The 23447-nt window shown below is 49.2% G+C and carries 13 protein-coding genes; 7 read left to right on the top strand and 6 right to left on the bottom strand.

Annotation, left to right across the window (positions count from 1 at the left end; translation table 11 throughout):
• Positions 1-250: 250 nt before the first annotated feature.
• From LX87_RS23165 to LX87_RS23140, 6 genes are all read left to right on the top strand, one after another.
• Positions 251-829 carry a hypothetical protein gene (locus LX87_RS23165; RefSeq protein WP_111630682.1) on the top strand — a complete coding sequence of 193 codons (579 nt, stop codon included), beginning with the start codon at positions 251-253 and terminating at the stop codon, positions 827-829.
• Between the two features lie 311 nt (positions 830-1140).
• Positions 1141-1800, top strand: a complete 660-nt coding sequence (locus LX87_RS23160) for an RNA polymerase sigma-70 factor (protein ID WP_111630681.1) — start codon at positions 1141-1143, stop codon at positions 1798-1800.
• Positions 1801-1852: 52 nt separating this feature from the next.
• On the top strand, positions 1853-2872 hold the full coding sequence (locus LX87_RS23155; protein WP_111630680.1) for a FecR family protein: 1020 nt from the start codon (positions 1853-1855) through the stop codon (positions 2870-2872).
• Positions 2873-2894: 22 nt separating this feature from the next.
• Positions 2895-6341, top strand: a complete 3447-nt coding sequence (locus LX87_RS23150; RefSeq protein WP_111630679.1) for a SusC/RagA family TonB-linked outer membrane protein — start codon at positions 2895-2897, stop codon at positions 6339-6341.
• 19 nt (positions 6342-6360) lie between these two features.
• Entirely contained in the window at positions 6361-7887 is a 1527-nt protein-coding gene (locus LX87_RS23145; protein WP_111630678.1) for a RagB/SusD family nutrient uptake outer membrane protein, read from the top strand.
• Between the two features lie 135 nt (positions 7888-8022).
• The gene (locus tag LX87_RS23140; protein WP_111630677.1) at positions 8023-9225 is read left to right on the top strand and encodes a glucuronyl esterase domain-containing protein; all 1203 of its coding nucleotides are present in this window, start codon (positions 8023-8025) and stop codon (positions 9223-9225) included.
• A 758-nt stretch (positions 9226-9983) separates the two neighbouring features.
• On the opposite strand, the gene LX87_RS23135 is transcribed toward LX87_RS23140, so the two are convergent.
• Together LX87_RS23135 and LX87_RS23130 are read right to left on the bottom strand one after the other, a co-directional pair.
• Complete coding sequence (locus LX87_RS23135) at positions 9984-10568, bottom strand: phage integrase N-terminal SAM-like domain-containing protein (protein ID WP_229310787.1); 585 nt, start codon at positions 10566-10568, stop codon at positions 9984-9986.
• A 225-nt stretch (positions 10569-10793) separates the two neighbouring features.
• Positions 10794-11810 carry a replication initiation protein gene (locus LX87_RS23130; RefSeq protein ID WP_111630675.1) on the bottom strand — a complete coding sequence of 339 codons (1017 nt, stop codon included), beginning with the start codon at positions 11808-11810 and terminating at the stop codon, positions 10794-10796.
• 1244 nt (positions 11811-13054) lie between these two features.
• On the opposite strand from LX87_RS23130, the gene LX87_RS29140 reads away from it, so the two are divergent.
• On the top strand, positions 13055-13492 hold the full coding sequence (locus LX87_RS29140) for a hypothetical protein (RefSeq protein ID WP_229310786.1): 438 nt from the start codon (positions 13055-13057) through the stop codon (positions 13490-13492).
• Between the two features lie 3 nt (positions 13493-13495).
• On the opposite strand, the gene LX87_RS23115 is transcribed toward LX87_RS29140, so the two are convergent.
• Genes LX87_RS23115 through LX87_RS23100 form a run of 4 tightly spaced genes read right to left on the bottom strand, consistent with a single transcriptional unit; the run spans position 13496 to position 23387 of the window.
• Positions 13496-14407, bottom strand: coding sequence for an alpha/beta hydrolase (locus LX87_RS23115; RefSeq protein ID WP_111630672.1), 912 nt, complete (start codon positions 14405-14407; stop codon positions 13496-13498).
• A gap of 1 nt (position 14408) precedes the next feature.
• On the bottom strand, positions 14409-18332 hold the full coding sequence (locus tag LX87_RS23110) for a PVC-type heme-binding CxxCH protein (protein WP_111630671.1): 3924 nt from the start codon (positions 18330-18332) through the stop codon (positions 14409-14411).
• Positions 18333-18367: 35 nt separating this feature from the next.
• Entirely contained in the window at positions 18368-19981 is a 1614-nt protein-coding gene (locus tag LX87_RS23105; protein ID WP_111630670.1) for a RagB/SusD family nutrient uptake outer membrane protein, read from the bottom strand.
• 19 nt (positions 19982-20000) lie between these two features.
• Positions 20001-23387 carry a TonB-dependent receptor gene (locus tag LX87_RS23100; protein ID WP_111630669.1) on the bottom strand — a complete coding sequence of 1129 codons (3387 nt, stop codon included), beginning with the start codon at positions 23385-23387 and terminating at the stop codon, positions 20001-20003.
• Positions 23388-23447 lie beyond the last annotated feature (60 nt).

Here is a 23447-nt window from a genome sequence, read left to right as displayed (position 1 = left end):
AGGATTCGATAATCGAATTCTGTCGCTCTACAGTAAGGGGAATCTATCCGGAAGTAGATACATCAACTAGGCTTCTTAATCGCTCCCCTTGCTTCATCAGTATATGTACCATTCACCGAGATTGAATCAGAACCTTCATTCACCGGAATACCTATGGCCGTAATCTATTGTATCTAGGTTTTGCCCAGAAAGATTTCTACCTTCATTTGTATGGCGAGAGTCTTCTACGCTGTTCACTAAAACCCTCCTTATGAAAACGTTTCTCTACGTTCTGCTTGGTAGCCTTTTCGTGCTCGGGACATCAACCTTAGCCTTGAGCCAAAGCACTCCATGCCCGGCTCCTTATGAGGAAAAAAACGGGATAGTCGTTATTGAAACCGAGAATCTGGGCCTGCCTTCGGGCTGGCAGAAAAAAACCGCTGTTGGCGGCTATACCGGCAGCGGATACATTGAATGGACCGGGGCTGAAAACTTTTCAAGAACCGGCGTGGGTCTGATCGAAACCACCGTCAAAATCAACCGGACCGGAGAGTACATCTTTCAGTGGCGCAACCGGGTGGGCAAAGGCAACTCGCTGACCGAACACAACGACACCTGGCTGCGCTTCCCCAACGCCAGCGACTTCTACGGCGAGAAAGGTTCCCGCAAGGTCTATCCGTATGGAACCGGCAAATCACCCAAGCCCAACGGTGCCGGGGGCGATGGCTGGTTTAAAGTCTATTTCAACGCGGGGCAGGCACCTGGGACTGGGCCTGGACGACCGCTTCTAGATTGTTTAACTCCTTGTCAATATGAAACCTATTTCAACGAAAGTGCAATGGCTGCTTAATCTTCCTTCAGTAAACTATTGCAAGTCCACACTGCTGGTAGATAAAATATAAGGCTAATTAGCCCAACCGTCTACTACCTTAACTTTCACCACAAACGCCGAGGGGCATTCAACAAGGAATCAGCTAGCACTAGGGTTTCATGGCTCCCTACTCCCTTTTCCCGGCTAGCGGAGACGTCCATAAACGTGGTGTTGCTCTGCGGAAAAACATACATGAAATTTTTTATTAAAAAAGTACCTATTAACTCAGGGTATTTCCCGGCAAACTCGACTTAGCTTTATAGCTATAATCCTGAATCAGCTATTTGCCGATGCACGAGCCTCTGTTTCAGCCATTAGATAACCCTGTCAGCCTTATTCGACCACTCAGGCCTGCTGAGTCTACGGGTCTGGAAAACAATCCAGAGTGGCAACTACAACGGGTATGGGAGACCAATCCGCGGGAGGCTTGTGAGGCCCTTTTTCGCAAATACTATGTGGCTCTATGCAGCCACGCCAGCCGGTTTGTTTACTCAAAAGAAGTAGCCGAAGATATTGTTTCTGAAGTCTTTTACCAGTTTTATAAGGAAAAATTATATAAGACCATCAAGAGCTCTTACAAAGCTTATCTCATGCAAGCCGTCCGCTACCGGGCTTATGATTACATTCGGTGGGAGCTCAGCAAGTCCCGACGCGGAACGGACGTTGACTTGGTTAACCTGATCGATCATGAACCTTCGCCTTCGGAGATCGTCCAGTACGATGAGTTGTATCAGAGCATTGAACTCGCCATCAACCAACTACCCCCGCAAACCAAACGGGTATTTCTGCTGAGCCGGTTTGAAGGACGGAAATACCAGGAGATTGCGGGAGAACTCGCCATCAGTGTCAAAACGGTAGAAACGCACATGAGCAAAGCCTTGTCCCTGCTTCGACAGGCGGTTCGGCCCCTGTGGACTGGGGTGTTGCTGCTGGGCCTGGTTCAATTCTGACCGTTATTATTTAGTTGTTTCTCTATGCAAAAAAACGTAAATCCTCTTAAAGATGAATCAAGTCACGAAAGCCTTACTGCTTGATTATCATGCCGGAAGGGTGACATCGCTGCAACGTAAGCTTATCGAAGACTGGTTACAGGACGCTCATAACCGGTCAACCTATTACGAAACTCTGATTGAGTGGGAAACCACCCATCCGCAGTATGTAGCCGACGAAACAGCAGGTTTAGATCGATTTCGTCGTCGGTTAACAGGCACTCAGCCGACAACATCAGCAGTCCCGCAAGACGAGGACCCTCTTGTCAAGCCTTTCTTTACCCGGTCTTGGGCCAGCTGGCTGGCAGCGGCCAGCATGTCAGTCGTTCTCCTAACGAGCTGGCTGTTTCGTACGTCCATTTTGTACAAAACCTATACTACCCACAGTGGGCAGATTCAAACGCTTGTGTTGCCCGATAGTAGCCGGGTTGTTCTAAATGCTAACTCAGTACTACGGCTTTCGCGCTTCGGGTGGTTAAGCCTTGGGGCACAACGGGACGTTTTTTTAACCGGTGAGGCTGAATTCAACGTAACGCACCTGCGGGATCATCGCCGGTTTGTCGTGCATACCGACCGGCAGCTCGATATCGAAGTTATAGGAACGAAATTTGTCGTACTGTCCCGTCAGCGCGCGACCCGCGTGGTGCTCATACGCGGAAAAGTAAAGCTGCATTATCAGCCTGTCCAGCAGGCCAGCAAAACGCTGACGATGACGCCCGGACAAAAGGTAACACTCAATGAGCGCAAACAGGCGCTTGAGCTGACTACGTCGACCCGCCCTAACGACTTTAGTGTCTGGAAAAATCGGCAGTATGTTTTCGATGATACCCCGTTAACGGAAATCGGCCAGATGATTCAGGACGATTTTGGACTTAAGGTAGAAATTAAAGAGTCGTCGCTGGCCGTGCGGCAGGTCTCGGGGACCTACAACGTAGCAAACGTCGACGAACTCCTGAGTGCCTTGGAAGAACTATTATCCATCCGCGTAACTCGCCAGCGTGATCGCGTCACCTTTTCTCAACATAACAACTAAGTGTTCCTGTTTCCTTAATCTTATGAAGAAAGCAATACGTCTATTCCTGCCTAGTTTTCTGTTGGTAGGGTGTTTGGGATCCATCTGTCAGGCGCAAACCCTGGCGCGCGCCGAGCGGCTTCCCCAATCGAATGGCCAGGCCGAACAGGTAACTTATCGGTCGCTTCGCGAAGCGGTTTCCGAGCTAAAAAACCATTATAAAGTCAACATTCTTTACGAAGCCCGTACGCTCGATCCCTTCCGCATACCCGAAAGCCGTCTGCGGTTTAACGAACCCGTCGAGACCGTATTGACCCATTTGCTAGGTCCGTTTGGCCTATCTTTCAAACGCATGAAAACCGGTGGATACGTCGTGATCGCTGGCGTTTCAAGCCCACCTTCTACCGCAGGGGCTTTACCGGGTAATCCAGCCGGCGTGCTGACGGAGCAGAGGCCGGTTTCGCCCAAAGAGAAGGTCATCCAGGGAATTGTTAAAGACGAGACCAATGGTCAGGCCCTACCAGGCGTCAGTATCACCCTGAAAGGAACCCAGCAAGGCACCACCACCGATGCTGACGGGCGTTACCGCCTTCAGGTGCCCGACGGCAATGCGGTGCTGGTCTTTAGTTTCATTGGCTTTGAAACGCGAGAATTACTAACGGAGAGCCAAACCGAACTGAACGTATCCCTGACCCCGTCTAATCAGGTGCTTAATGAAGTCGTCGTCATTGGCTATGGAACCAAGCGGAAACAGGATTTGACCGGTGCCATTTCATCCGTCAATTCCACTGATCTTCAGAAAGTGAATACCAGCAATTTTACCTCCGCTATCCAGGGAAAGGTACCCGGCGTTTATATCACCCAAACGAGTGGAGCCCCCGGTAGTGCCAGTTCCGTCCGCATTCGGGGCGTCGGCACAACGGGCGCCAATCAACCTTTATACGTGATTGACGGGGTCCCTATGGGTGGAGAAAGTATGGCCGTTCCGGGTAGCTCTTACGGCATCGATGCCATGTCAATTCTTAATCCGAATGACATCGAATCCATTGAGGTGTTGAAAGATGCAGCTTCGGCGGCCATTTACGGTTCCCGGGGTGCCAATGGGGTTGTTCTGGTTACCACCAAACGGGGAAAGGAAGGAGCGGCCGTCGTTACCCTAAATGCTTCAGCGGGAGTGGCAAGGTTATGGCGAAAGCCCGAGTTTCTCAACGCACGTGAATTTGCCACCATGGCCAACGAAATGGCTGTTAACTCCGGCATAAAACCGAATCCAGAGTGGGTCAATCCGGAATCGTTTGGGGAAGGAACGGATATGGTGGGCCTTATTTTCCGGCAGGCACCCGTACAAAATTATGACCTGAGCATTTCGGGCGGGACAAAAAATCTCAAAGCCCGGCTTTCCTTAGGCTATAACGATCAGGCAGGCACCATTATCGAGACGTATTATAAGCGGTATACCGCTCGGGCTACGGCCGATTTGAAAGCGGGTGATAAATTAAATTTTGGCGGCTCGCTGGCTTTTTCCAGTACTGAATCGAAAGGGCAAAATACGGACCCTATGCAGGGCGGTATTTTTAACTTGGCCCAACAGTTTTTTCCGACCCTAGCCCCGGATGCGCCTTTTTTTGGGGATGGCGTTTACTATACCAGCAACGGAGACAATCCTCTGTTAAAAGCCAAATCAATTGATAATAAACTATTTGGTTCCCGGATCTACGGCAGTACGTTCGGCGAATATGAAATTACGGTAGGTCTGAAGTTTAGAACCAGTGTGGGCATTGACGCCAACTTTAACCGGCTACGTTCCTGGGAAGGTAAAGTTCAGCGGGGATTTTATGTACGGCCCCGCGCCACCCTGTCGGAGAGTTTTGACAACCGGTTTAACTGGTTAATTGAAAATACACTTTCTTACAAAAAACAAATCGGTGACCATTCGTTTTCTGCCGTAATAGGCCAGAGCGCTCAGAAAAACCGGTTCAATACGATTTCAGCAACGGGCAACGGATTCCTAAGCGAAGAGTTACAGGTGATCAACGCCAGCGATGTCAGTTTACGGACCACGAGCGGCACCAACAGTAACGCTACCCTGGCCTCCTATTTTGGCCGTATCGATTACCAGTTCAATGATAAGTACCTGCTTTCGGCCAGCCTGCGCCGGGATGGGTCTTCTAACTTTGGCCCCAACAACAAGTGGGGTTATTTTCCGGCCCTATCAGGCGGTTGGCGCATCTCGGAGGAGGCATTCATGACCCCGCTCAAGACGGTCGTCAATGATTTGAAACTCCGCGCCAGCTGGGGTCGGGTGGGGAGTGATGCGATTCCTGCTTTTGGGTACCTGAGCACCATTCGCAACGGCAATGCGGCCGACAATTATACGCTGGGAACCGGATCGCAGAACATAATTATTGGTTCCACGCTCGTGCGGCCGGGCAATGCGGACCTGAAGTGGGAAACAACGCAGCAACTGGACATCGGACTCGACGCTTCGTTTTTTGGCGATAAGCTCTACCTAACCGCTGACTACTATAAAAAAGATAACATCGGCATGTTGATCAGTTTACCGGTTTCATTAGAAGCCGGTTTCCAGAATGCGCCGAGTGTCAATGGGGGACAGGTGCGAAACACCGGAATAGAGTTGTTGCTCGGCTACCGGAGTAAAGTGGGCGACTTCCGCTACAACGTCAGTGCCAACGTCTCCACTTTGAAAAATGAAGTCATCAGTTTGGGGGTTGGTCAACCCATTGTTGGCCCTACCCTGGCGGGTTCCAGCATGACGATGACCTATACAAAAGTGGGCGAACCGATTGGGTATTACCGCGGCTACGTGGTAGATGGCATTTATCAGACGAGTCAGGAGATTAACAAGACGTTCCAGCCAAACGCCATTGCGGGTGATTTCAAATACCGGGATGTGAATGGTGATGGGGCTCTAACCGACGCGGATAAAGTGAATCTGGGAAAACCCTGGCCCGATTTAACGTATGGGGTAAACGCGGATTTTTCCTACAAAGGGTTTGATTTGAATCTGCTGTTGCAGGGGATAACCGGCTCCCAGTTGTATCACGCCAACAAGATTACTAATTACCAGATGAAGTATTACAATGGAAACGGGATCATCAACGGTGTGAAGGATATTCTGAACCATTGGACACCGGGCAGCGGTATCAACGACCAGCCGGGGTTAAAGTTCACCGACGCTAACGGAAACTATTCCAATGCATCTTCATTCTACGTTGAAAATGGCGATTATCTGCGGATTCGTAACGTCGCGCTGGGCTATAATCTGCCCGCTGACGTCATTCGGAAAGCGACGCGTAATGCCGTCAAGAGTTTACGACTTTACGTTACGGCCCAAAACCTGTTCACCTTCACCAAGTATACGGGATTCGATCCGGAAGTGGGTAGTGCTAATCCGCTGAATGCGGGCATCGATACGGGCGTTTATCCGCTGCCAAGAACCATAACGGGCGGACTTAACATCGTTTTTTAACTCCTTTGAATCATACGACATGAAAGCAATATCAAGCCTTATCGTCATCTTTTTACTGGTATTAACGACATCGTGTGGCGATAAATATCTGAGTGTCATCCCGACGGACGTGCTCACGGATGCTAACTTCTTCAAGACCGAAGCGGATGCGCAGTCGGCCCTGATTGGGGTATACGGTCAATTACAATCGGAGGCAACCTTTGGTAACGTTGTCGACGCGGCCAATTTAGACTGGACCATGAGTGGTGATTTGTACGAGCAGGATCAAAACACCCCCCGGGTTGAACTGGAAATGCTGAGTTTGCCGGCCAATAACCTGTATATTGGCCAGATGTATTCGGCGCTTTTTCAGGGCGTCAGCCGGGCCAACTTTGTCATTGGCCGGGTGTCCCAAATGGATAACCTGACCGCTGAGGTGAAGTCGTCGATTCTGGCCCAGGCAAAATTCCTGCGGGGCATCTTTTACTACAAACTGGTCAATTATTTCGGCGGGGTGTCGCTGGTCACCGCCGAGTTGAATGCCTCGTCTAAACTGGATATTCCGCGCTCGTCAGCCGCCGACATCTGGAAGCAGGTGGAAACGGATTTAACCGAAGCGGCTACGGTTTTGCCCGCGACCTGGACAGGAAACGAGATCGGCCGGGCCACGAAGGGGGCCGCCCTGGCTTTTCTGGTAAAGGCTCAGTTGTGGCAACAAAAATACCAGGAAGCCGTAACGACCAGCGAAGCCATCATCAACCTGGGAATTTATGGGCTTCTTCCCAATTTCAGGAGCGTATTTCTGAAGAGTAATGAAAACAACAAAGAAATTGTCTTTTCCACCCAATATTCATCCGCCAATGACGCCAGCGAAGGCAATGGCCTGGATGTGAGGTCGGCGCCGAGAGGAGCTCCGGCCGCTTATATAGGCCGGGGAGCTAACAGTAATTTTGTGCCGCAGACGAGTTGGATCAACGCGATTGAGCGTGATGCGTCCGGCAAGATCAAAGACCAGCGGTATTACGGGGTCGTCATCGGACCCGGTGAGTCTCATCCGGAAATGCCTGGGTTCGTTATGCCGCTCACCTTCCCCAACCCTTACACCCGGACCGGCTATATTGTGACCAAATACTGGCAGGAAGCCTCTTTAGTCAACTCGGGAATTAATGCGCCGATTATCCGGTATTCTGAAGTTTTATTAAACTATGCCGAAGCGCTCAATGAGGTAGGTCGTTCGACCGATGCCATGAAGCAGGTTAATCTGGTTAGGGTACGGGCTGGATTAGACGCAAAGCCCCTCGATCTGATGAAAGATAAAGTCCTGGATGCGGTTTTCTTCGAGCGACGAATGGAATTTATCTGGGAGCCTGCCGGTGCTTTTTCTGACCTCAACCGCAGAGGCCGTTTTTTAGATTTTATTAAAGCCAACCGGGCCGACTACGACAAAATTCAGGTGGATACCAAACCCTGGGTTAAGGAGAAAGTACTTTTGTTGCCCATACCGCAGGCCGCCCGGGATGTCAATAAATCATTAACGCAAAACCCCGGATACCCAGCGTTCCAATAAGCATACATTTGTCTTGCCAGACGTGAAGTAGTTGATAGTAACTAGCCATGAATTCGGGCGTTCACCTTTGATAAAATAAACACTACCAAAGGTGAACGCTGTTAATAATCAATAATTTTACCTTACACCATCGTCATGCTGTTTTTAAGCCGTTTTGCCTTCTCCTTCTTTTTATTTCTTGTACTCATCCAGGTACAAGCCCAAAATGCTGCTCAGGCAAATTATGACGAATCAAAAGTGCCGCCTTATACGTTACCGGACGTTTTAAAGACCACCAAAAGCAAGAAGGTACAGACTAAGACGGAATGGGAAACGATAAGACGGCCCGAAATCATTAAACTTTTTGAAGAGAACGTATACGGCCAAATGCCTAAATCGTATGACCGGCTTACGTACTCGATAAAAAATAAAAATGCCGACGCCATGGCCGGTAAAGCAACCTTGAAAGAAGTTACTATTGAGGTTGTTAAGAACAACAATCCGGTAAAAATCAATCTGGTGCTTTTTGTGCCTAACAGGCAGAAAGGCCCTGTCCCCGTTTTTCTGCTGATTAATAATCGGGGCAAAGACAATACGGACCCGACCCGGGCGAAAAAAAGCGACTTCTGGCCCGCCGAGATGGTAATCGACAGCGGGTATGCCATTGCAGCCTTTCACGTTAGCGATCTAGCTCCTGATGATACGGCTACCTACGTCAACGGGGTGCTTCAACTGTATCCGGAGCAACTGACGGCTAATGACGGCATGAAGGCTATTGGTGCCTGGGCCTGGGGCGCATGCCGGGTGCTAGATTATTTTGAAAAAGATACCACTATAGACGCGAAAAAAGTAGCCGTAGTGGGACATTCCCGGGGCGGTAAAGCTTCGTTATGGGCGGCCGCCGAGGATCAGCGGTTTGCGATGTGCATGACGAATTGTTCGGGTAATACCGGGGCGGCCCTGGCGCGCAGGCAGTTTGGCGAAAGGATCAATCGAATCAATACCGTTTTCCCGCACTGGTTTGCTACAAATTATAAGAAATTCAATCACAAAGAAAACGTATTACCGGTGGATCAGCATATGCTCATTGCAGCCATTGCCCCAAGGCCACTTTATGCGACCAATGCTTCGAAAGATCTATGGGCGGATCCAACGGGAACCTATTTAGCCTTAAAAAATGCGGAGAAGGTATATGGATTATACGGCCTGACGTCAAATCTTAATGCCAATCCACCTGCTATAAACCAACCCATAATTAACTCGATACTGGGTTATCATAATCGGGAAGGTGAGCATAACTTAACGGCCTACGATTGGAGTAATTTTATAAAATTTGCAAACGTTCATTTAAAAAAGTAAGACCTTCACTAGCCATGACTAATTCAACTGATGTCGCGTTGCAAATAGTCTTGGGACCTGGCAAGACTTGCGAGAGCAGGGCTTGAAGGGGCCGCTCCTGCATAATACGTTACCAATTATTTATTCCGTAACATCATCTTTGGCACCCATGATATACAACAGATGCTTGACGTAGTCGTATATAGCGTAAAAATCGTACGTATCGTTGGAGTCAGTTACCGAGATTTTAGGTCGGGTTTGGTTGAACAGCTCAGCAAGCCATCAGCCAACAATACGTGTTGTCTCCCAGTAAAACTGAGTTAATCCAAAGTAGAGAGTTCGGGACAGCCCGCCCGCTTCGGCAATTATTGAAATTAAGGACCTCCTACAAAAAATCACTGTTCTAGTAATCGGCAACTTAGCCGTCTGTACTCTGATGGGCTCAGTTGCTAATTCGCCCCAAAAGTCTATCCCAAACGACAGCGTATAAAGGTTAGCTGGATAAAATTCTAAAATATAGGCTTTTGGGATTAGTTTAACATTTATTAAACGTCCGTTTGTTAAATGGAATAAATGCCCCTACTAGTCAACCTTGTAAACGGCATTGGCAGAGGGACACAGATTACAGTTCAAATAAACCCTTTTTATTTTCAAAACATTTCGTGTTACTTCTGATAACATTTACTTATCAGAAGTAATGATATACTCGAACTTTTTCAGGCTGTTTTTCAATACCTTAGCTTACCACTATAGTCTATCAGTTAAATTTGATTGCTGCTTTATACTGTAGAGGAGACAGTGCGCCGATCAATAGTCAGTCCCCGGACCGCCTTGATATCGCCCAGGTTACTGAGCTGAATCTCCGTCAACATGAGTGCCTCCCGTTGGCCAATGCACCAGATCGCCAATTGCTTAACGGCCGATAGATACAGGTTGATGGTAAAAGGCGAGTAATTCTCTTTTAGTAGATGATGCACAAATTCGGTAACAGTCAAACCGGACAGGGACGCTGGTTTACCCATCTGCTGCTGCCGATTCATATAGGCAAAGAAAGTAGTGAGGGCCTTGGTGTAGGTCTGTCTGGATCGCTCACCCTGTAGGGTCTTGGCTTCCTGGATGAAGCGCTGGATCAGGTCATTAGCTGTTGGAGGGATCTTTGACGGTTTCGGGTCAGGGACTACCCGTGGTTGTCCAATTCGCTGGTAAAACAGCATAAATTTCCGAATGGGTGATACCCGGTTGGGGGGCAAGTCGGTGGTGTACTGTGCGAAGCTGCTGGCATCTGGTACTCCCCCTTTTTGCAGACAATAGTCTACATAAGCGCGTGCGTGCCGGGGGTAGTTGCTCGACTTCGGCAGCTCCAAAGCAAAATAGTGAATTAGTTGACTGACCGTGTACGGGTCTTTAGTATGATGACTTAGTGCGTGGGTCAGCTTAGTAGGAGTGATGACATCTGCCATAATCTTCTCATAAATTGAGAAGTAAAGGTATGTACTTTCATCAATTCATATAAAATTAAAATTTACCAACTGGTGAAATTTCGAATTCATAACTAAGTCTTTTTAGATTAGATTCTCCTGCGAACAGGTTTACTTTTTATCAGCCGACGACTGGAAAAGAGCCTTACCCATGTAGGCATTATAATCCTGAATGGACTCGTCGCGGAGAATGTACACGTAGGTTCTTAGAAAGGTATCAATATTTTTACCGCTCTGTAAAATCTGATTTTTTTGGGCCAGCGAAAAACTCCAATCGTAATCCATTAAGTACTTGCTAACCAGTTTCCATTTCTCATCGTACGGTTTAGCTAGATACTCCTGCACCTCTCGTTTAATTTCCTCCTTCAACCAAGCTTCATCGGTCTGGATCTGAAAGTTCAGACCGACAACCGATTTGCCCTTTTTGACCTGGCTATAGGTCACCTTTAAGTTAGTGTTGGTGTTAATTTGCTTCAGGGCAATGTCGATCACACGGGCCTGGAAATTATGATACCGGTCATAGGCCACGTTTTTAGCACCGAGCAACGGCCGAAGTTCCGCAATGGAAATTTGCCAGGAACGGTCTTTTTTAAACCGGGATAACAAGGAAAAAAGCAGTTGAGCATAATCACTCGAAAGCTTCAAGGCATGGTACAAAACAAAACTGGAGTATCCCTCCGTAATCCGGAGCATAAGCGGTATTACGTAACGGTGTACATCGACGGTAATCGTGCCTTCTCCAGATTCGTAATGGGCAACCGGAAATACGGTGACGCTGGTTAGGTTTGCTTTTTCCGTTTGAATTTTAACCGTCAGCTTGTGAATTTCGTTTATCGCGTCCCGAACGGTCTGGTTTGTATGACCGCTGTATAACTCGCTGTAATGAAAGGTAAAACGCTGGTCTTTTTCCGGAATAGGAATCTTTTGATCCCGGTCATAAACCTGAGAGCTTTTTAGCTCCCGCAGAATAAGCCAGTATAACCGGCGCTGAAGAACGGATAAAGGAACTTCCTGCTGCATCAGCAGCATCAGTAAGTTCATTGGCTCCCGGATGCTGACAGGCTTTTCTTCCAGAAGATTTCCGATGGATAATTGTAGACCCTGGTTGCTGTTTTTCGATTTTGCCATAACGAAACAGATGCATTGACAAGGTAAGTTACATACTCGCTACATGCAAGCGATCTATGTAGTTATTATCGACTGCAATTTGTAGTTTATCGAATAGTATAAAGCCTTTTGGACTGCAATCTGTAGTTTCAAGAAGGTCATTACCGGTATTATTCCGACTGCAATCTGTAGTTTGAAAGCCGAAGTGACCTAATAATGAGAGAAAAACCAGCCACTCATCATTCGTCTTTTGAACCGACTGCAATCTGTAGCTTTTCCGAATTTCCCCAAGCATCTCCGACTGTAATTTGTAGTTTTTACAGGGGCCAGGGGTTTTCCAAAGGCTATTTTCGGTTGTTCGACTGCAATCTGTAGTTTTTTAATGCTCTTGTGGCCTATTTAATCGTATGGTTATCGACTGCAATCTGTAGTTTATAGTAAAGCAAAAACTACAGATTGCAGTTAAATACGGGTTTTAGGCATAACAGAGAATCTTTCTTATTTGCGAATAGTCAGGAAAATCCAATATGATCTCCATTTTAGACAACCTGCTTCTAGTAGGAAGATTCGACTGCAATCTGTAGTCGATAAAACTGCAATCTGTAGTTTTATCGACTGTCATATGTAGTTCTACCGACTGCAATCTGTAGCCGATTGCACTGTAATTTGTAGCTTTTAGACTGCAATCTGTAGTCTGCCGACTGCAATCTGTAGTTTATCGACTGCAATCTGTAGTTTATCAGTATGCGCTTCTATCGATACAAATCTGGTAATAAGGTAATTAAGTTAAAAAGGTTAAACCCCCAATCTTAAATCAATCTTCTATCTAAAAAAGAATACCTTAATATTCTTTAAAGATCATAATAGGCAGTTAAGCCAAAACTGAAAAAAATCAAAAAGAAAAGTTGTAAAAAATAGAATGAGAGTTTACTTTTAAAGTAAATATATGTAGTAGATAACTTATAATCTCAAATATGGGAAAGAGAACTGATAACGCTCCGCTGGATGCCATTCGCTTATCTTTGAAGGATCATGCTGTAACTCTTCAGCCAATTGTTAACCAGGTCAGTGCTTTACCCTCCGATCCTCAACTCGAATTCTACTTCGTTCCGGTAACGCACATGGAATTTTACCGTCCCTACTACCGCCCGGGGCAACCCTTCAAAAACCTTAAACTTGTAAATTTCGGCCAACCCGCTATCTCCTTATCCTTTTTTTCAAAACATAAATATAAAATAGACCGCAACGTAAAAGCCCTGGAAGCAATGCGGCAAATACGGGAACACCGCGAGAAGCTGTTTAATTATTCCCTGGTCGGGCGTCTGAGCATCGGACAGCAGCAGGAATTACAACGTACCGACGAACTGCTTCGACAAATCCGGGATGATCCTGATAGTTTTCAATTTTGCTTTAGTAATTACCACCATTACTATATGTATTGGTATTGTTCCTTCCGCTTCTTTGAGGATGATACCAACACCCAGACAGCTAGTTCGATGGAACACTTATTGAAACATACCGAACGGGTGGAAGGCAAGGTTCACGAGCGGTTAAACATCATTTTTATTGATCCTCAATACATTACGCGTCCCGTGCCATATGACAGCAAACTAATTGATCGGGAGCTGGCCACCTACCCTATTCAACTCAAGCAGGGCATCACGACCTTGTACATCCGCAATAACATAAACAGGAAAGAGTAACTTTTACCTGAATCCCGATACCCTCATCCACTCCACAGTCCTCTCAAACCACTCTTCAAAAGGCGGATAGGTCAAAAAACCGTGTTCGCCTTTCGAGTAAATATGCAAGGCTCCGCTCACCCCGTTTCTGTTGAGCGCTTCATAAAATTGGATGCTATTGGAAACCGGAACCACCGTATCGGCCCCAGAATGCACGAGAAAAGCAGGCGGAGTAGACTTTCCGACTTGCCACTCATTGGAAAAGCGTAGAATCTTTTCGGCGCTGGCTTGTTTGCCGAGCAAATTGTCCCGCGATCCGATATGACCCGTGCTGTCATTGAAACTGACAACGGGATTTACCAAAATCATAAAGTCGGGTCGCAGGCTCGTTTTGCCGGTTACATCAATGTAACGGGTGTTAAAATGCGTGCCTGCCGTGGATGCCAGGTGCCCACCCGCCGAAAAGCCCATGATGCCAATTTTTGCGGGGTCGATTCCGAATTCGCCTGCGCGTTCCCGAACGGTTTTAATCGCTTGCTGGGCGTCCTGAACCGGCCCGATAGAACGGTCCTTCATCGTGCTGCTGCTGGGCAACCGGTATTTCAGGACGAAGGCGGCTATCCCTAATTTGTTAAAAGCTTTGGCGACATCTGTTCCTTCCCGTTTGGTCAGCAGGGTGCCGTAACCACCTCCGGGGCAAATGATGACAGCAGTTCCAGTCGCCCGTTCCCGGGGTGGCAAAAACACGGCCAGGCTCGGGACGGAGACTTTCGAGGTGAGCGAATCCACGAGTTCATTGGCCGTGGAAACCTCCTGATTAGGACCGGGAATGGCGTTAGGGATTGCACCGGGATACAGTTTTTGAAAGTTTTGCGCACGGGTGTTCCGTGCGCAAAACAGAAAGAAAAAGGCAAACAGCAAAAACCGTGCTTTCATGTTAGGGCGTTTTGGTATCCGTTACCGTCAATATCCCCTGCATGACGCGCCAGTGGCCCGGAAATGAGCAAATAAACGGATACTCGCCGGGCTGCGTCGGGGCCTTGAATTCCAGTCGAAAACTCTTTCCGGAATTGACCAGTGGCGTGGCAAACAAGACATCCGGCGTGGACGGCACAAAGTGTTTTTCAAAACCGTCTTTCAAACTTGCCATGGCATCGGCAGCTTCACCCACTTTTTCGGCCGACCCGGGTTTTACGATGACCACATTATGCGGCATCAGATCCGGGTTTTCAAAAACCAGCGTAACGGCTCTTCCGGCGGGAACGGTTAAGGATTTTTTGTCAAACGCCATTTTGGCTTCAATGGCCACCAGTTTTAGTTCAATGGTGCCCAGCGTTTCCAGGGCGGAAAGCACGGCCTTCCGGTTCCGTTGCGGAACGGCATTGACCATGTTTTTCATCGTCCGAATGGCTTTGGCAAAGGACTCCGAATTTTGCAGCGATTCGGGCGTGCGGGTCAGCGAAGCCAGCAGATCACTGGTTGATTCGGTCTTCGACTCATTTTCCAGGGTCATTTGCATCAGTAGCGGATACGCAGTCGCCGGTATTTTGGGGGCCAGTTCCTTTACTTTTCCATAAAAAGAAGCCTTGAGTGCCGGATTTGCCAACAGCGAAATACCGGTCAGGTACGCTTCTGGTTTTTCCTGCCTTGCCGTTTGCAGCGATTGGTCTGATTGGGCTGCGGTGATGACGGCGGCAAGGGCGGTTGCCTGCATAACCCGGCTTGTATCCTGACTAACCAGCCGGGTAAACGCTGCCCCGTTTTGTTTCAATTCGGCTGGATCAGATTCCAGTAAAAGACGAATCAGGGCATTTTGCGCAGCAGTAGGCTGGTCCGTCTTCCGGCTTCGTTCTTCTTCCCGAATAGCCGTCAGCAACACCGTAACCGGACCTGTTTTTTGTTCTTTGACAAGCCGTTTGACCGCTTCCTGTTTCTGGGCCAGATCAATATCGGGCCGGGTGAGCAGGGCGGTCAGCACATTGGGGGTTTGCGGCAAGGCCGCCAGTTCCTGAGCTGATGCCAGACTCAGCAGATAGCGGTTGGCTGAACTCTGACCACTCGCAACGTTTTTCCCCTGTTTCATCCCGGCCAGCCAGATCGGTTTCAAAAACCGGAACGTTTCCCGGATCGCATAATCTAGATAATAGTCCGTGGGGTATTTAAACACATCCATTGCCGCCGTTACCGCTTGTTCGGAGTTGAAAAAGCTCAGGGCCACCACCGCTTCAATCCGCACCCGTGGCGATTCGTCGTTGAGCCTTGCCCGCATCAGTTCCAGCGAGCCGGGAATGCGGTCGCGCCAATACAACAGCAGTTTGGTGGCTGCGGCCCGGGCCTGCGGTTCTTTGGCCTGGAGTACGGTTTTCAGAAGGTTCGGCTCCACGACGTTAAAATCCTGATAAAGCCATAATCCTTCCAAAAGATGGTGTTCGTACTGCGGGTCCTTTTTGTCCAGCGAAGCCACCCATTTTTTCAATTCAGGCAGAACATCGGCGGCTTTCTTTTCCCGGATCTGCGCCCGTGACCGGTAGCGAAACCGGTCTTCGTGCGCTTTCAGATTCTCCAGAAGCTGGGGCACGGTTTGTCGGGACACATCGGTGATTTTCAGAACCGGTTTGTTTTTGTACGTAATGCGCCAGACCCGACCGTGGGACTTATCCCGGGCCGGATCGCGCGGTGGGTTTTCACCGTGCGAAATCAGGGGATTGTACCAGTCAACGATGTATAAGCCGCCATCCGGACCAAATTCAATGTCAATCGGGCGGTAATTGGGATCGGACGATTGCAGGATTGGCTCTACTTCCTTGCTGCCAATGCCGGAGCCGCGCGGCACAATACGGTGCTGCTTCGTACCCTGAAAACCGATGTTGTTATTGACCAGAAAATCACCCTGTACCTCATCCGGAAACTGGCGGCTGGACACAATCTCGATGCCCGCCGTTGGCCTGACCCGCGTTTCGGTGAACATTTCTATTCTGGGGTGCTTGTCCGGATACGTAACATTGCCGGTCATGGGCGGGGCAAAATAATTGGAACCGTCGGACGCATCACCGATCAGGTGCATTCCCCATTTATCAAAAACACTCCCCCACGGATTGTAATACGGATAGGAAATATAATGGGTGAGCTTCGCCGTGCGCGGTTCGTACCGGTACGTCGCCCCCGCGTAGGAGCGAATGGGGCCGTATGGTGTTTCAACCTGTGTATTCAGGAACGTGCCTTCGTTGAAATACAGGGCGCCGTCCTGCCCGAACGTGAAGGCGTGCGTGGCATGGTGACTGTCTTCCGAACCAAAACCGGTCAGCACAATTTCGCGGAAATCGGCTTTGTCGTCGCCATCCGTGTCTTTCAGGAACAGGATGTCCGGTTCCTGGGAAACATACACCCCGCCGTCGCCAAATTCAAAGCCCAGCGGCAGATAGAGGTCGTCGGCAAAAACAGTGTGCTTGTCGGCCTTCCCATCGGCATCGGTATCTTCCAGAATCACAATCTTGTCGTGCACGGGAATACCGGGGAAGTATTGGGGATAAGTTGGCATTGTAGCCACCCAAAGCCGTCCACGCGCGTCAAAATTCATAGCGACGGGCTTCTCAATCGGGAAATCCTTTTCCGAGGCAAACAGGTTGATTTCGTAGCCTTCCGGGAGCTTAAACGTTTCGGTTGTGGCCGGCCACGTTTTTTCATGGTGCGCGTGGGCGGCTGCTTTGGCGGCTTCCCCCTGCCGACCCGTCATGGGAATAGCCGGAATAAGCGTCGGATCGACCGGTTTACCTCTTCGATCCACAATGTCAAGGGCTTTCTGGTAGGTGTCGGCCGTGTTGCTTTTTCCCATCTCCCAAATCACCGAGTCGAGCGCGGCCGTCATTTGGTTCAGCTTGCGTAGCTCGGGCGGAAAGGCAATCACCCCGAACGGTTCCCGTCGGCGACCGTAGATGTATTCGCCGTTGACAGCCCGCCAGCGGTAAAAAAAATGATCGTCCTTCATCTTGATCACCGCAAGTAGCTTTTTGCTGTTTTCGGTGTTCAGGTCCGTCATTTTCCCAAAACCAAGCGACTGACCCATCCAGGTTGCCGCCAGCTTATAGCCGACGTCGGTGAGGTGAATACCGTTGATGGTCAGCTTCTCCCCTCCTTTCTGCTTCATTTTTGCCAGCGACGGCGCAAAAAGGTCGATGAAATACAACCCTTTGGCCGCAGCGGCTTTCTGCATCGCTCGGGTATACAAGGCCAGGTTTTTATTATGCTCGTCGGGATTGGGGTAATTGCCGCCCAGGTCCTCATGCGCAATGGGCGAAACCAGCACCAGTACCGGAGCCGACCGGCCATTGTACTTGTTATTCCGCAGGTTCTGGATAAACACATCGAGATCTTTTTCAAACTGCGGCAAACCGGCTGGTCCTTTAAAGGCTTCATTCATCCCAAAGCAGAGGAATATCATGTCAGCCTTCTGGTCGTATAAGTCCTGGTTCAGCCCTTCGAAATTCAGCGCAACCGGCATGACAATACGCTCGCCTTCGTGCGTAAACCCCTGAAATTTGACCTCTTTTTGCCCTTCGGTGAGCCTTTTTGTTTTTTCGCCAAAACCTGGAAAATTGAGCGGTCGCGGCTGTAGGCCCACTTCGTCGGCGCTCCACCCCATATTCCGCAGTGTTAGATGCTTATCAGGGAAATTCTTTTGAAGCAGGGTTTCAAAGTAGCCATAGTGACGCATCCGGTCGGCAAATGTGTTCCCGAGCAGAATGATATGATCCCCATTCCTGGGCGCAAAACCGGGACTGGGCGTTTGGCCGTTCGCCCATTTTCCCAAGGGGAGCAAAAAAAGAAGCAAGGCCAGAAAGATGTGCTGCAATGTACGATTCATAGAAAACGGGCTTAGTCAGAAAAAGGCGGTTTTGTTTACCACCCGGTATTTTGTTTCAAGTTGGGATTTTTCTCGATCTCGCGCTGTGGAATGGGCATGAAATACATTTTTTCCTGAAAAACATACGGAATACCGTCTACCGGCTTGGCTTTGTACGAGTAGGTACCGTTCGGGTTTTTGGTAATGTACATGGCGTTGAACTGCTTACCGTTTAGTACCTCCTCGGCGATTTTCCAGCGTCTGAGGTCCCAATAACGCTTTCCCTCAAAACTAAGCTCGATATACCGCTCCTTCCGGATGCGTTCGCGCATCTGTGCTTTGGTCAGCCCGGCAGGCAGCTGGTAAGGCACAAGCCCGGCGCGCTGGCGAACGGCTTCGATGGCTGTGTAAACCGACGCATCGGGCCCATTTAATGCCTCGTTTTTTGCTTCGGCATAATTCAAAAGCACTTCCGCATACCGTAGCTCGATCCAGTTCTGGTCGCTACCCGCACCGCCGTAGTAATCCTTGTTGCTTTCGTTCATGCCTTTGCGGAGCAGATACCCCGTAATCGTTGCATACGGAAGATTAATACCGTCGATTGGCGCCCCTTCGTACATATAAATGGTCGAGCCGAAAAACGTGGCTCCATTGTAAAGTACCGTCGCATCAAACCGCGGATCCCGGTTTTTGTAGGGATTGGCCGGATCGTAACCCGAACCTGGCTCATTAATCGCTTTTCCGTTTTTCATTTCAAAAGCATCTACAAATTCCTGCACCGGGCTACGGTTTACGGCATCCTGCTTGGATTGTGAGTCGGGCTGACCCCACGAATCCCAGCCATGCTCACGGAATGGTTTCTGGAATTGCACGCTGAAAATCTCTTCCTCATTGTTTTTGTCGAGCATGATATTCCGGAAGTTGGGGTGAAGCTTGTACGTGCCCGCGTCCATTACTTCTTTGTTGATCTGAGCCGCCTTTTGCCACCGCGAAACATCGCCTGTCGGATTATACAAGGCACTGGCCCAGTAGGTCAGCACCCGGCCCAGAAAGGCTTTTGCCGACTGCCTGTTTGCTTTCCCCACATCCACGGCCCGGCTTCCATGCGTTTCCGGCAAAAGAGTAATGGCTTCCTCGAGTTCCTTTACCACAAAGGCAAAACTCTCGTCGGTGGTTTGTCGGGCTACAAAAAGATCGTCATCAAGTCCCTGCGGCTCTGTGATGATCGGCACACCGCCATAGCGTTTGATCATATTGAAATAGAGCATCGAACGAAGGAATTTTACCTGTCCTTTGAAATTTGTTTTTTGCTCTTCGTCAATATCAGCCCCGTCGATTTTGTCCAGAAACATGTTGGTTTTCCGCACAGGCCCGTAAGCCCAGTATTCCATTGGATTGTTGTCCGGAAACCATTGCCCCTGAACCACATTTCTTGGCCCCCCACCCCAGTAGCAGCGCGATTCGTCGGTAATGTTATCGTATAGATTACGCTCAAAAGCAGGCACATCCAGATACATATTGTTTACAAAAAGCTGGATCAGCGCCGGATCCTGAAAGATATTTCCCTCGGGAATCGAATCAGTCGCCTGGCGTTCCAGAAAATCCTCCTTGCAGGCGGTGGTCATAAAAATCATTACAACCAGCAGTGTTTTGGCAATTATTTTTGTCATGACAGTAAACAGTAACTGATTAGAAAGTAAGGTTCAGGCCGAGGTTCAGTGTACGCTGCTGCGGATAGTAGGTGCCCGTGGTGTTTTCGATTTCCGGATCAAACATTTTCATTTTTGACCAAACAAAAAGATTGGCTCCCGCAAAATAGACTCTAACATTCCGGACGCCGATTTTTTTGACGAAATCGGAAGGCAGGGAATACCCCAGGTCAATGGACCTGAGCCGGACATAACTACCGTTTCGCAGATAGAGGCTGGAGGTGAGGGAGTTGTTTGGATTCGGGCCTTCCCAGGGACGAGGATACAGGGCATTGGGATTTTCGGGTGACCAGTAATCCAGCAGATCGACGTATGTATTGCGCGAACCACCCTGAAAAAAGTCCCGCGCAGCCCCGTAAAGCATCTGCCTGACCCGGCCCGCAGCCTGAAACAATATATTCAGGTCGAAGCCTTTCAGCGACCCGCCGAACGACAACCCGCCGATCATTTTGGGCACATTGTTATCCATTGAAATAATGGTCAGGTCGTTGGCGTCCACCTTTCCATCGCCGTTGATGTCGGCGTATTTAACATCCCCGGCTTTCTGTCCGCCATTAAATTGCGGCAGGTAGGCGGCTACTTCTTCGTCTGTCTGGAAAAAGCCCAGTGCTTTATAACCGGTAATGAAGCCGAGTGGTCGCCCGGTTTGCCGCAGATAATCGGGGGTGTTGGCGGGTTCATCCAGGGTAATCACCTTGCTTTGGGAAAAGCTTCCGTTCAGTTTCACAAAGTATTTCAAAGCCTGAATGTTATTCTGGTGCGTCAGCATAAACTCGATTCCCCGATTATCCACTTTGGCATAATTCTCGGCGGGCAACTGCGCACCCAATGTTCCGGGAATGGAGCGGATGCGCGTACGCAGAATGTTGGAGGTTCTTTTATAAAAAAGATCAATTTCAAATTGCAGCCTGCCCCGCCAAAGCGACCCCTCCAGACCCAGATCAGACACAGATGCCGTCTCCCAGGTTACGTTTGGATTGGGTAAAATGCCCGGTGTAATGCTAGATAGTCCTTCGGTGCCCGATACGATGGTTCCCGATGGGTTATAAACCTGCTGATACTGAAAGGTCGGGTTACGTAACATATAGCCGGTATAGACATTCCGGTCATTTCCGACCACCCCGTAGGAAGCGCGGAGCTTGAGGTTGTCAAGAAAGGCAAATGCCGTGTTGTTTTTAAGAAAAGGCTCTTCAATAATTCTCCATCCGGCTGACACGGCGGGGAAGAAACCGTATTTTTTCGTAGCTGGAAAAGCCACCGAGCCGTCGCGCCGGAAGGAAGCCTCAAACAAATACCGTTGCTGAAACGTGTAATTAATCCGGGCAATGGCTCCCCGGCGACCGTCGGTAAAAGAACCGCCGTTGGCATCTTTCTGGCTTTCTCCTCCGTAAAAGAATTCATCAAGCCCCTGCGCCGGAAAATTGGTCCGGAAGCCATAAAAGTTATTGCCTTTGGCATCCAGTTGTTCAAATAACAGCAAGCCGCCGAACTCGTGTGCGCCAAAGCTGCGGGCATAATTCAGTGAGGCATTCAGCGTAGTCGTGTTATACTCATTGAAGGATTGCGTCAATGCTGTTTTGCCATTCCAGCCGCCGTACGGATAGATTTCCAGCGTATTGCCGTCGGCATCCTGGCGGTTCATGAAAATGGGCACATTATAGTGCTTGTTATTGGAATACTCGCGGCCAAACGAAGCCCGGCCCATTACAGACAGGCCCTTGATAAACGGCAGTTCATGCTTCACCGTTAAGGTGGCTTGCAGAATGTTGTTTTTCATCCGGTTATAACCGGTTTTGATCTCTTCAACGGGATGCTGTTCCCGGGTATAAAAGATGGTTCCATCCGGATTATAGGCTTTGTCCATCGGATAAGCCGCCACGATATCGTCAAATATGGCTTCCGGCGCATAGGCGCTTTGGTTGGTGTTTCGGTTGCTGGCGTCGATATCGGCCGAAATCGTGAAGTTTTTATTGATTTTGGCATCCACGTTGGTACGAATCGAATACCGCTGAAAGTTAATTTGATCGTACATGCCATCCTGATTGAGGTAGCCCATCGAAAGGAAATAGCGGACGGCATCAGAACCACCGCTGACGCTTAAATTCTGCTGCGTCTGAAAAGCGTTGTTTTTCAGGGTGTTACCGTACCAGTCGTATTCCGGGATAACACCCGTGCGAATGTCTTCCAACTGCTGATCTGAATATTGCAATGGCTTGCCCAGGTTCAGCAGGGCCTGGTTTTTGGTTGTCGCATACTGGTAGGCATTCATAACTTTAGGATAGCGCGTAGGTTGCTGAATGCCCGCAAATCCGTTGTAATGAAAGGTTGGCTTGCCCGTTGCACCGCGTTTGGTCGTGACCAGAATAACGCCATTGGCGGCTCTGGAACCATACACCGCCGTGGCCGAAGCATCTTTCAGGATGGAAATACTTTCTACCTCATTGGGGTCAATCTGATCAAAAGACCGGATGATGCCATCGACCACAATCAGGGCGCTGTTGTCCCCAAAGGTGCTGGCTCCGCGAATCGAGATGGAAGAGCCAGCACCCGGTTTGCCATTTCCATTCACGGCGATGAGTCCCGGCAACCGGCCAACCAGCGAGTTGGTGATATTTGTTGATGGTGCTTTCAGCAATTCTTCACTTTCTATGGAAGCCACCGAACCGGTCAGGTTCACCTTCTTCTGGGTTCCGTACCCCACCACAACCACTTCTTCAAGCGCTTTGAGATCATCTTTCAGCACCACTTGCAGATCACTCTGGTTGCCAACCCTGATTTCCTGACTGAGGTAACCGATAAATGAAAATATAATTGAAGGATTGCTGTCCGGAACACTCACTTCAAACCGGCCCTCGGTGTCTGTTACCGAGCCGCGTTGCGTTCCTTTTACAACAATGCTTACTCCCGGCAACGGAGCGCCTTTTTCGTCCCTGACAGACCCCTTTATGATTTTATCGAGCGGACGGGCCTCTTCCGGTTGCCCGGTTGCCTGGGATTTTAAGTCTGAAGTACTACTCAAGACAAGCTGATTTCCCGAAAGTTCATATCCGATATGGAGCGGCTCGAAAAGCGATTTCAGGACAACATGAAGCGGCTCATTACGAACGTGTAACGTCACCTTACGATCTGCCGGGATAACCTGCGGACTATACATAAAACGAACGGCGGCTTGCTGGCTGATCTGCCGAAGCGCGACGCTTATTTTCTGATCATCCAGATCCAGGGAGATCCGTCGGTTCAATAACTCCTGCGCTTTGCCGTCATTGGCTACCACCAGGGACGTGCAAAGCACAGACACGATTAGCTGGTAAATTGATATTCGCATGATTTTGAGAATAATCATGATGGGTTTGGTACTAATTTTCATAGTTTTGTCTGTATGCTTTTTTGAAAAAATGAGGTACAAAGGTCCCCTGTTCCGGTCTTA

The sequence above is a fragment of the Larkinella arboricola genome (genome assembly GCF_003259745.1).
Classification (GTDB): Bacteria; Bacteroidota; Bacteroidia; order Cytophagales; family Spirosomataceae; genus Larkinella; species Larkinella arboricola.
This window is presented reverse-complemented; position numbering and strand designations above follow the sequence as displayed.

What these genes read in the sequence shown, in the direction of transcription:
- LX87_RS23165 (WP_111630682.1), top strand. Translation starts at nt 251, where the DNA reads ATGAAAACGTTTCTCTACGTTCTGCTTGGTAGCCTTTTCGTGCTCGGG.
- LX87_RS23160 (WP_111630681.1), top strand. Translation starts at nt 1,141, where the DNA reads ATGCACGAGCCTCTGTTTCAGCCATTAGATAACCCTGTCAGCCTTATT.
- LX87_RS23155 (WP_111630680.1), top strand. Translation starts at nt 1,853, where the DNA reads ATGAATCAAGTCACGAAAGCCTTACTGCTTGATTATCATGCCGGAAGG.
- LX87_RS23150 (WP_111630679.1), top strand. Translation starts at nt 2,895, where the DNA reads ATGAAGAAAGCAATACGTCTATTCCTGCCTAGTTTTCTGTTGGTAGGG.
- LX87_RS23145 (WP_111630678.1), top strand. Translation starts at nt 6,361, where the DNA reads ATGAAAGCAATATCAAGCCTTATCGTCATCTTTTTACTGGTATTAACG.
- LX87_RS23140 (WP_111630677.1), top strand. Translation starts at nt 8,023, where the DNA reads ATGCTGTTTTTAAGCCGTTTTGCCTTCTCCTTCTTTTTATTTCTTGTA.
- LX87_RS23130 (WP_111630675.1), bottom strand. Translation starts at nt 11,810, where the DNA reads ATGGCAAAATCGAAAAACAGCAACCAGGGTCTACAATTATCCATCGGA.
- LX87_RS29140 (WP_229310786.1), top strand. Translation starts at nt 13,055, where the DNA reads ATGCGGCAAATACGGGAACACCGCGAGAAGCTGTTTAATTATTCCCTG.
- LX87_RS23115 (WP_111630672.1), bottom strand. Translation starts at nt 14,407, where the DNA reads ATGAAAGCACGGTTTTTGCTGTTTGCCTTTTTCTTTCTGTTTTGCGCA.
- LX87_RS23110 (WP_111630671.1), bottom strand. Translation starts at nt 18,332, where the DNA reads ATGAATCGTACATTGCAGCACATCTTTCTGGCCTTGCTTCTTTTTTTG.
- LX87_RS23105 (WP_111630670.1), bottom strand. Translation starts at nt 19,981, where the DNA reads ATGACAAAAATAATTGCCAAAACACTGCTGGTTGTAATGATTTTTATG.
- LX87_RS23100 (WP_111630669.1), bottom strand. Translation starts at nt 23,387, where the DNA reads ATGAAAATTAGTACCAAACCCATCATGATTATTCTCAAAATCATGCGA.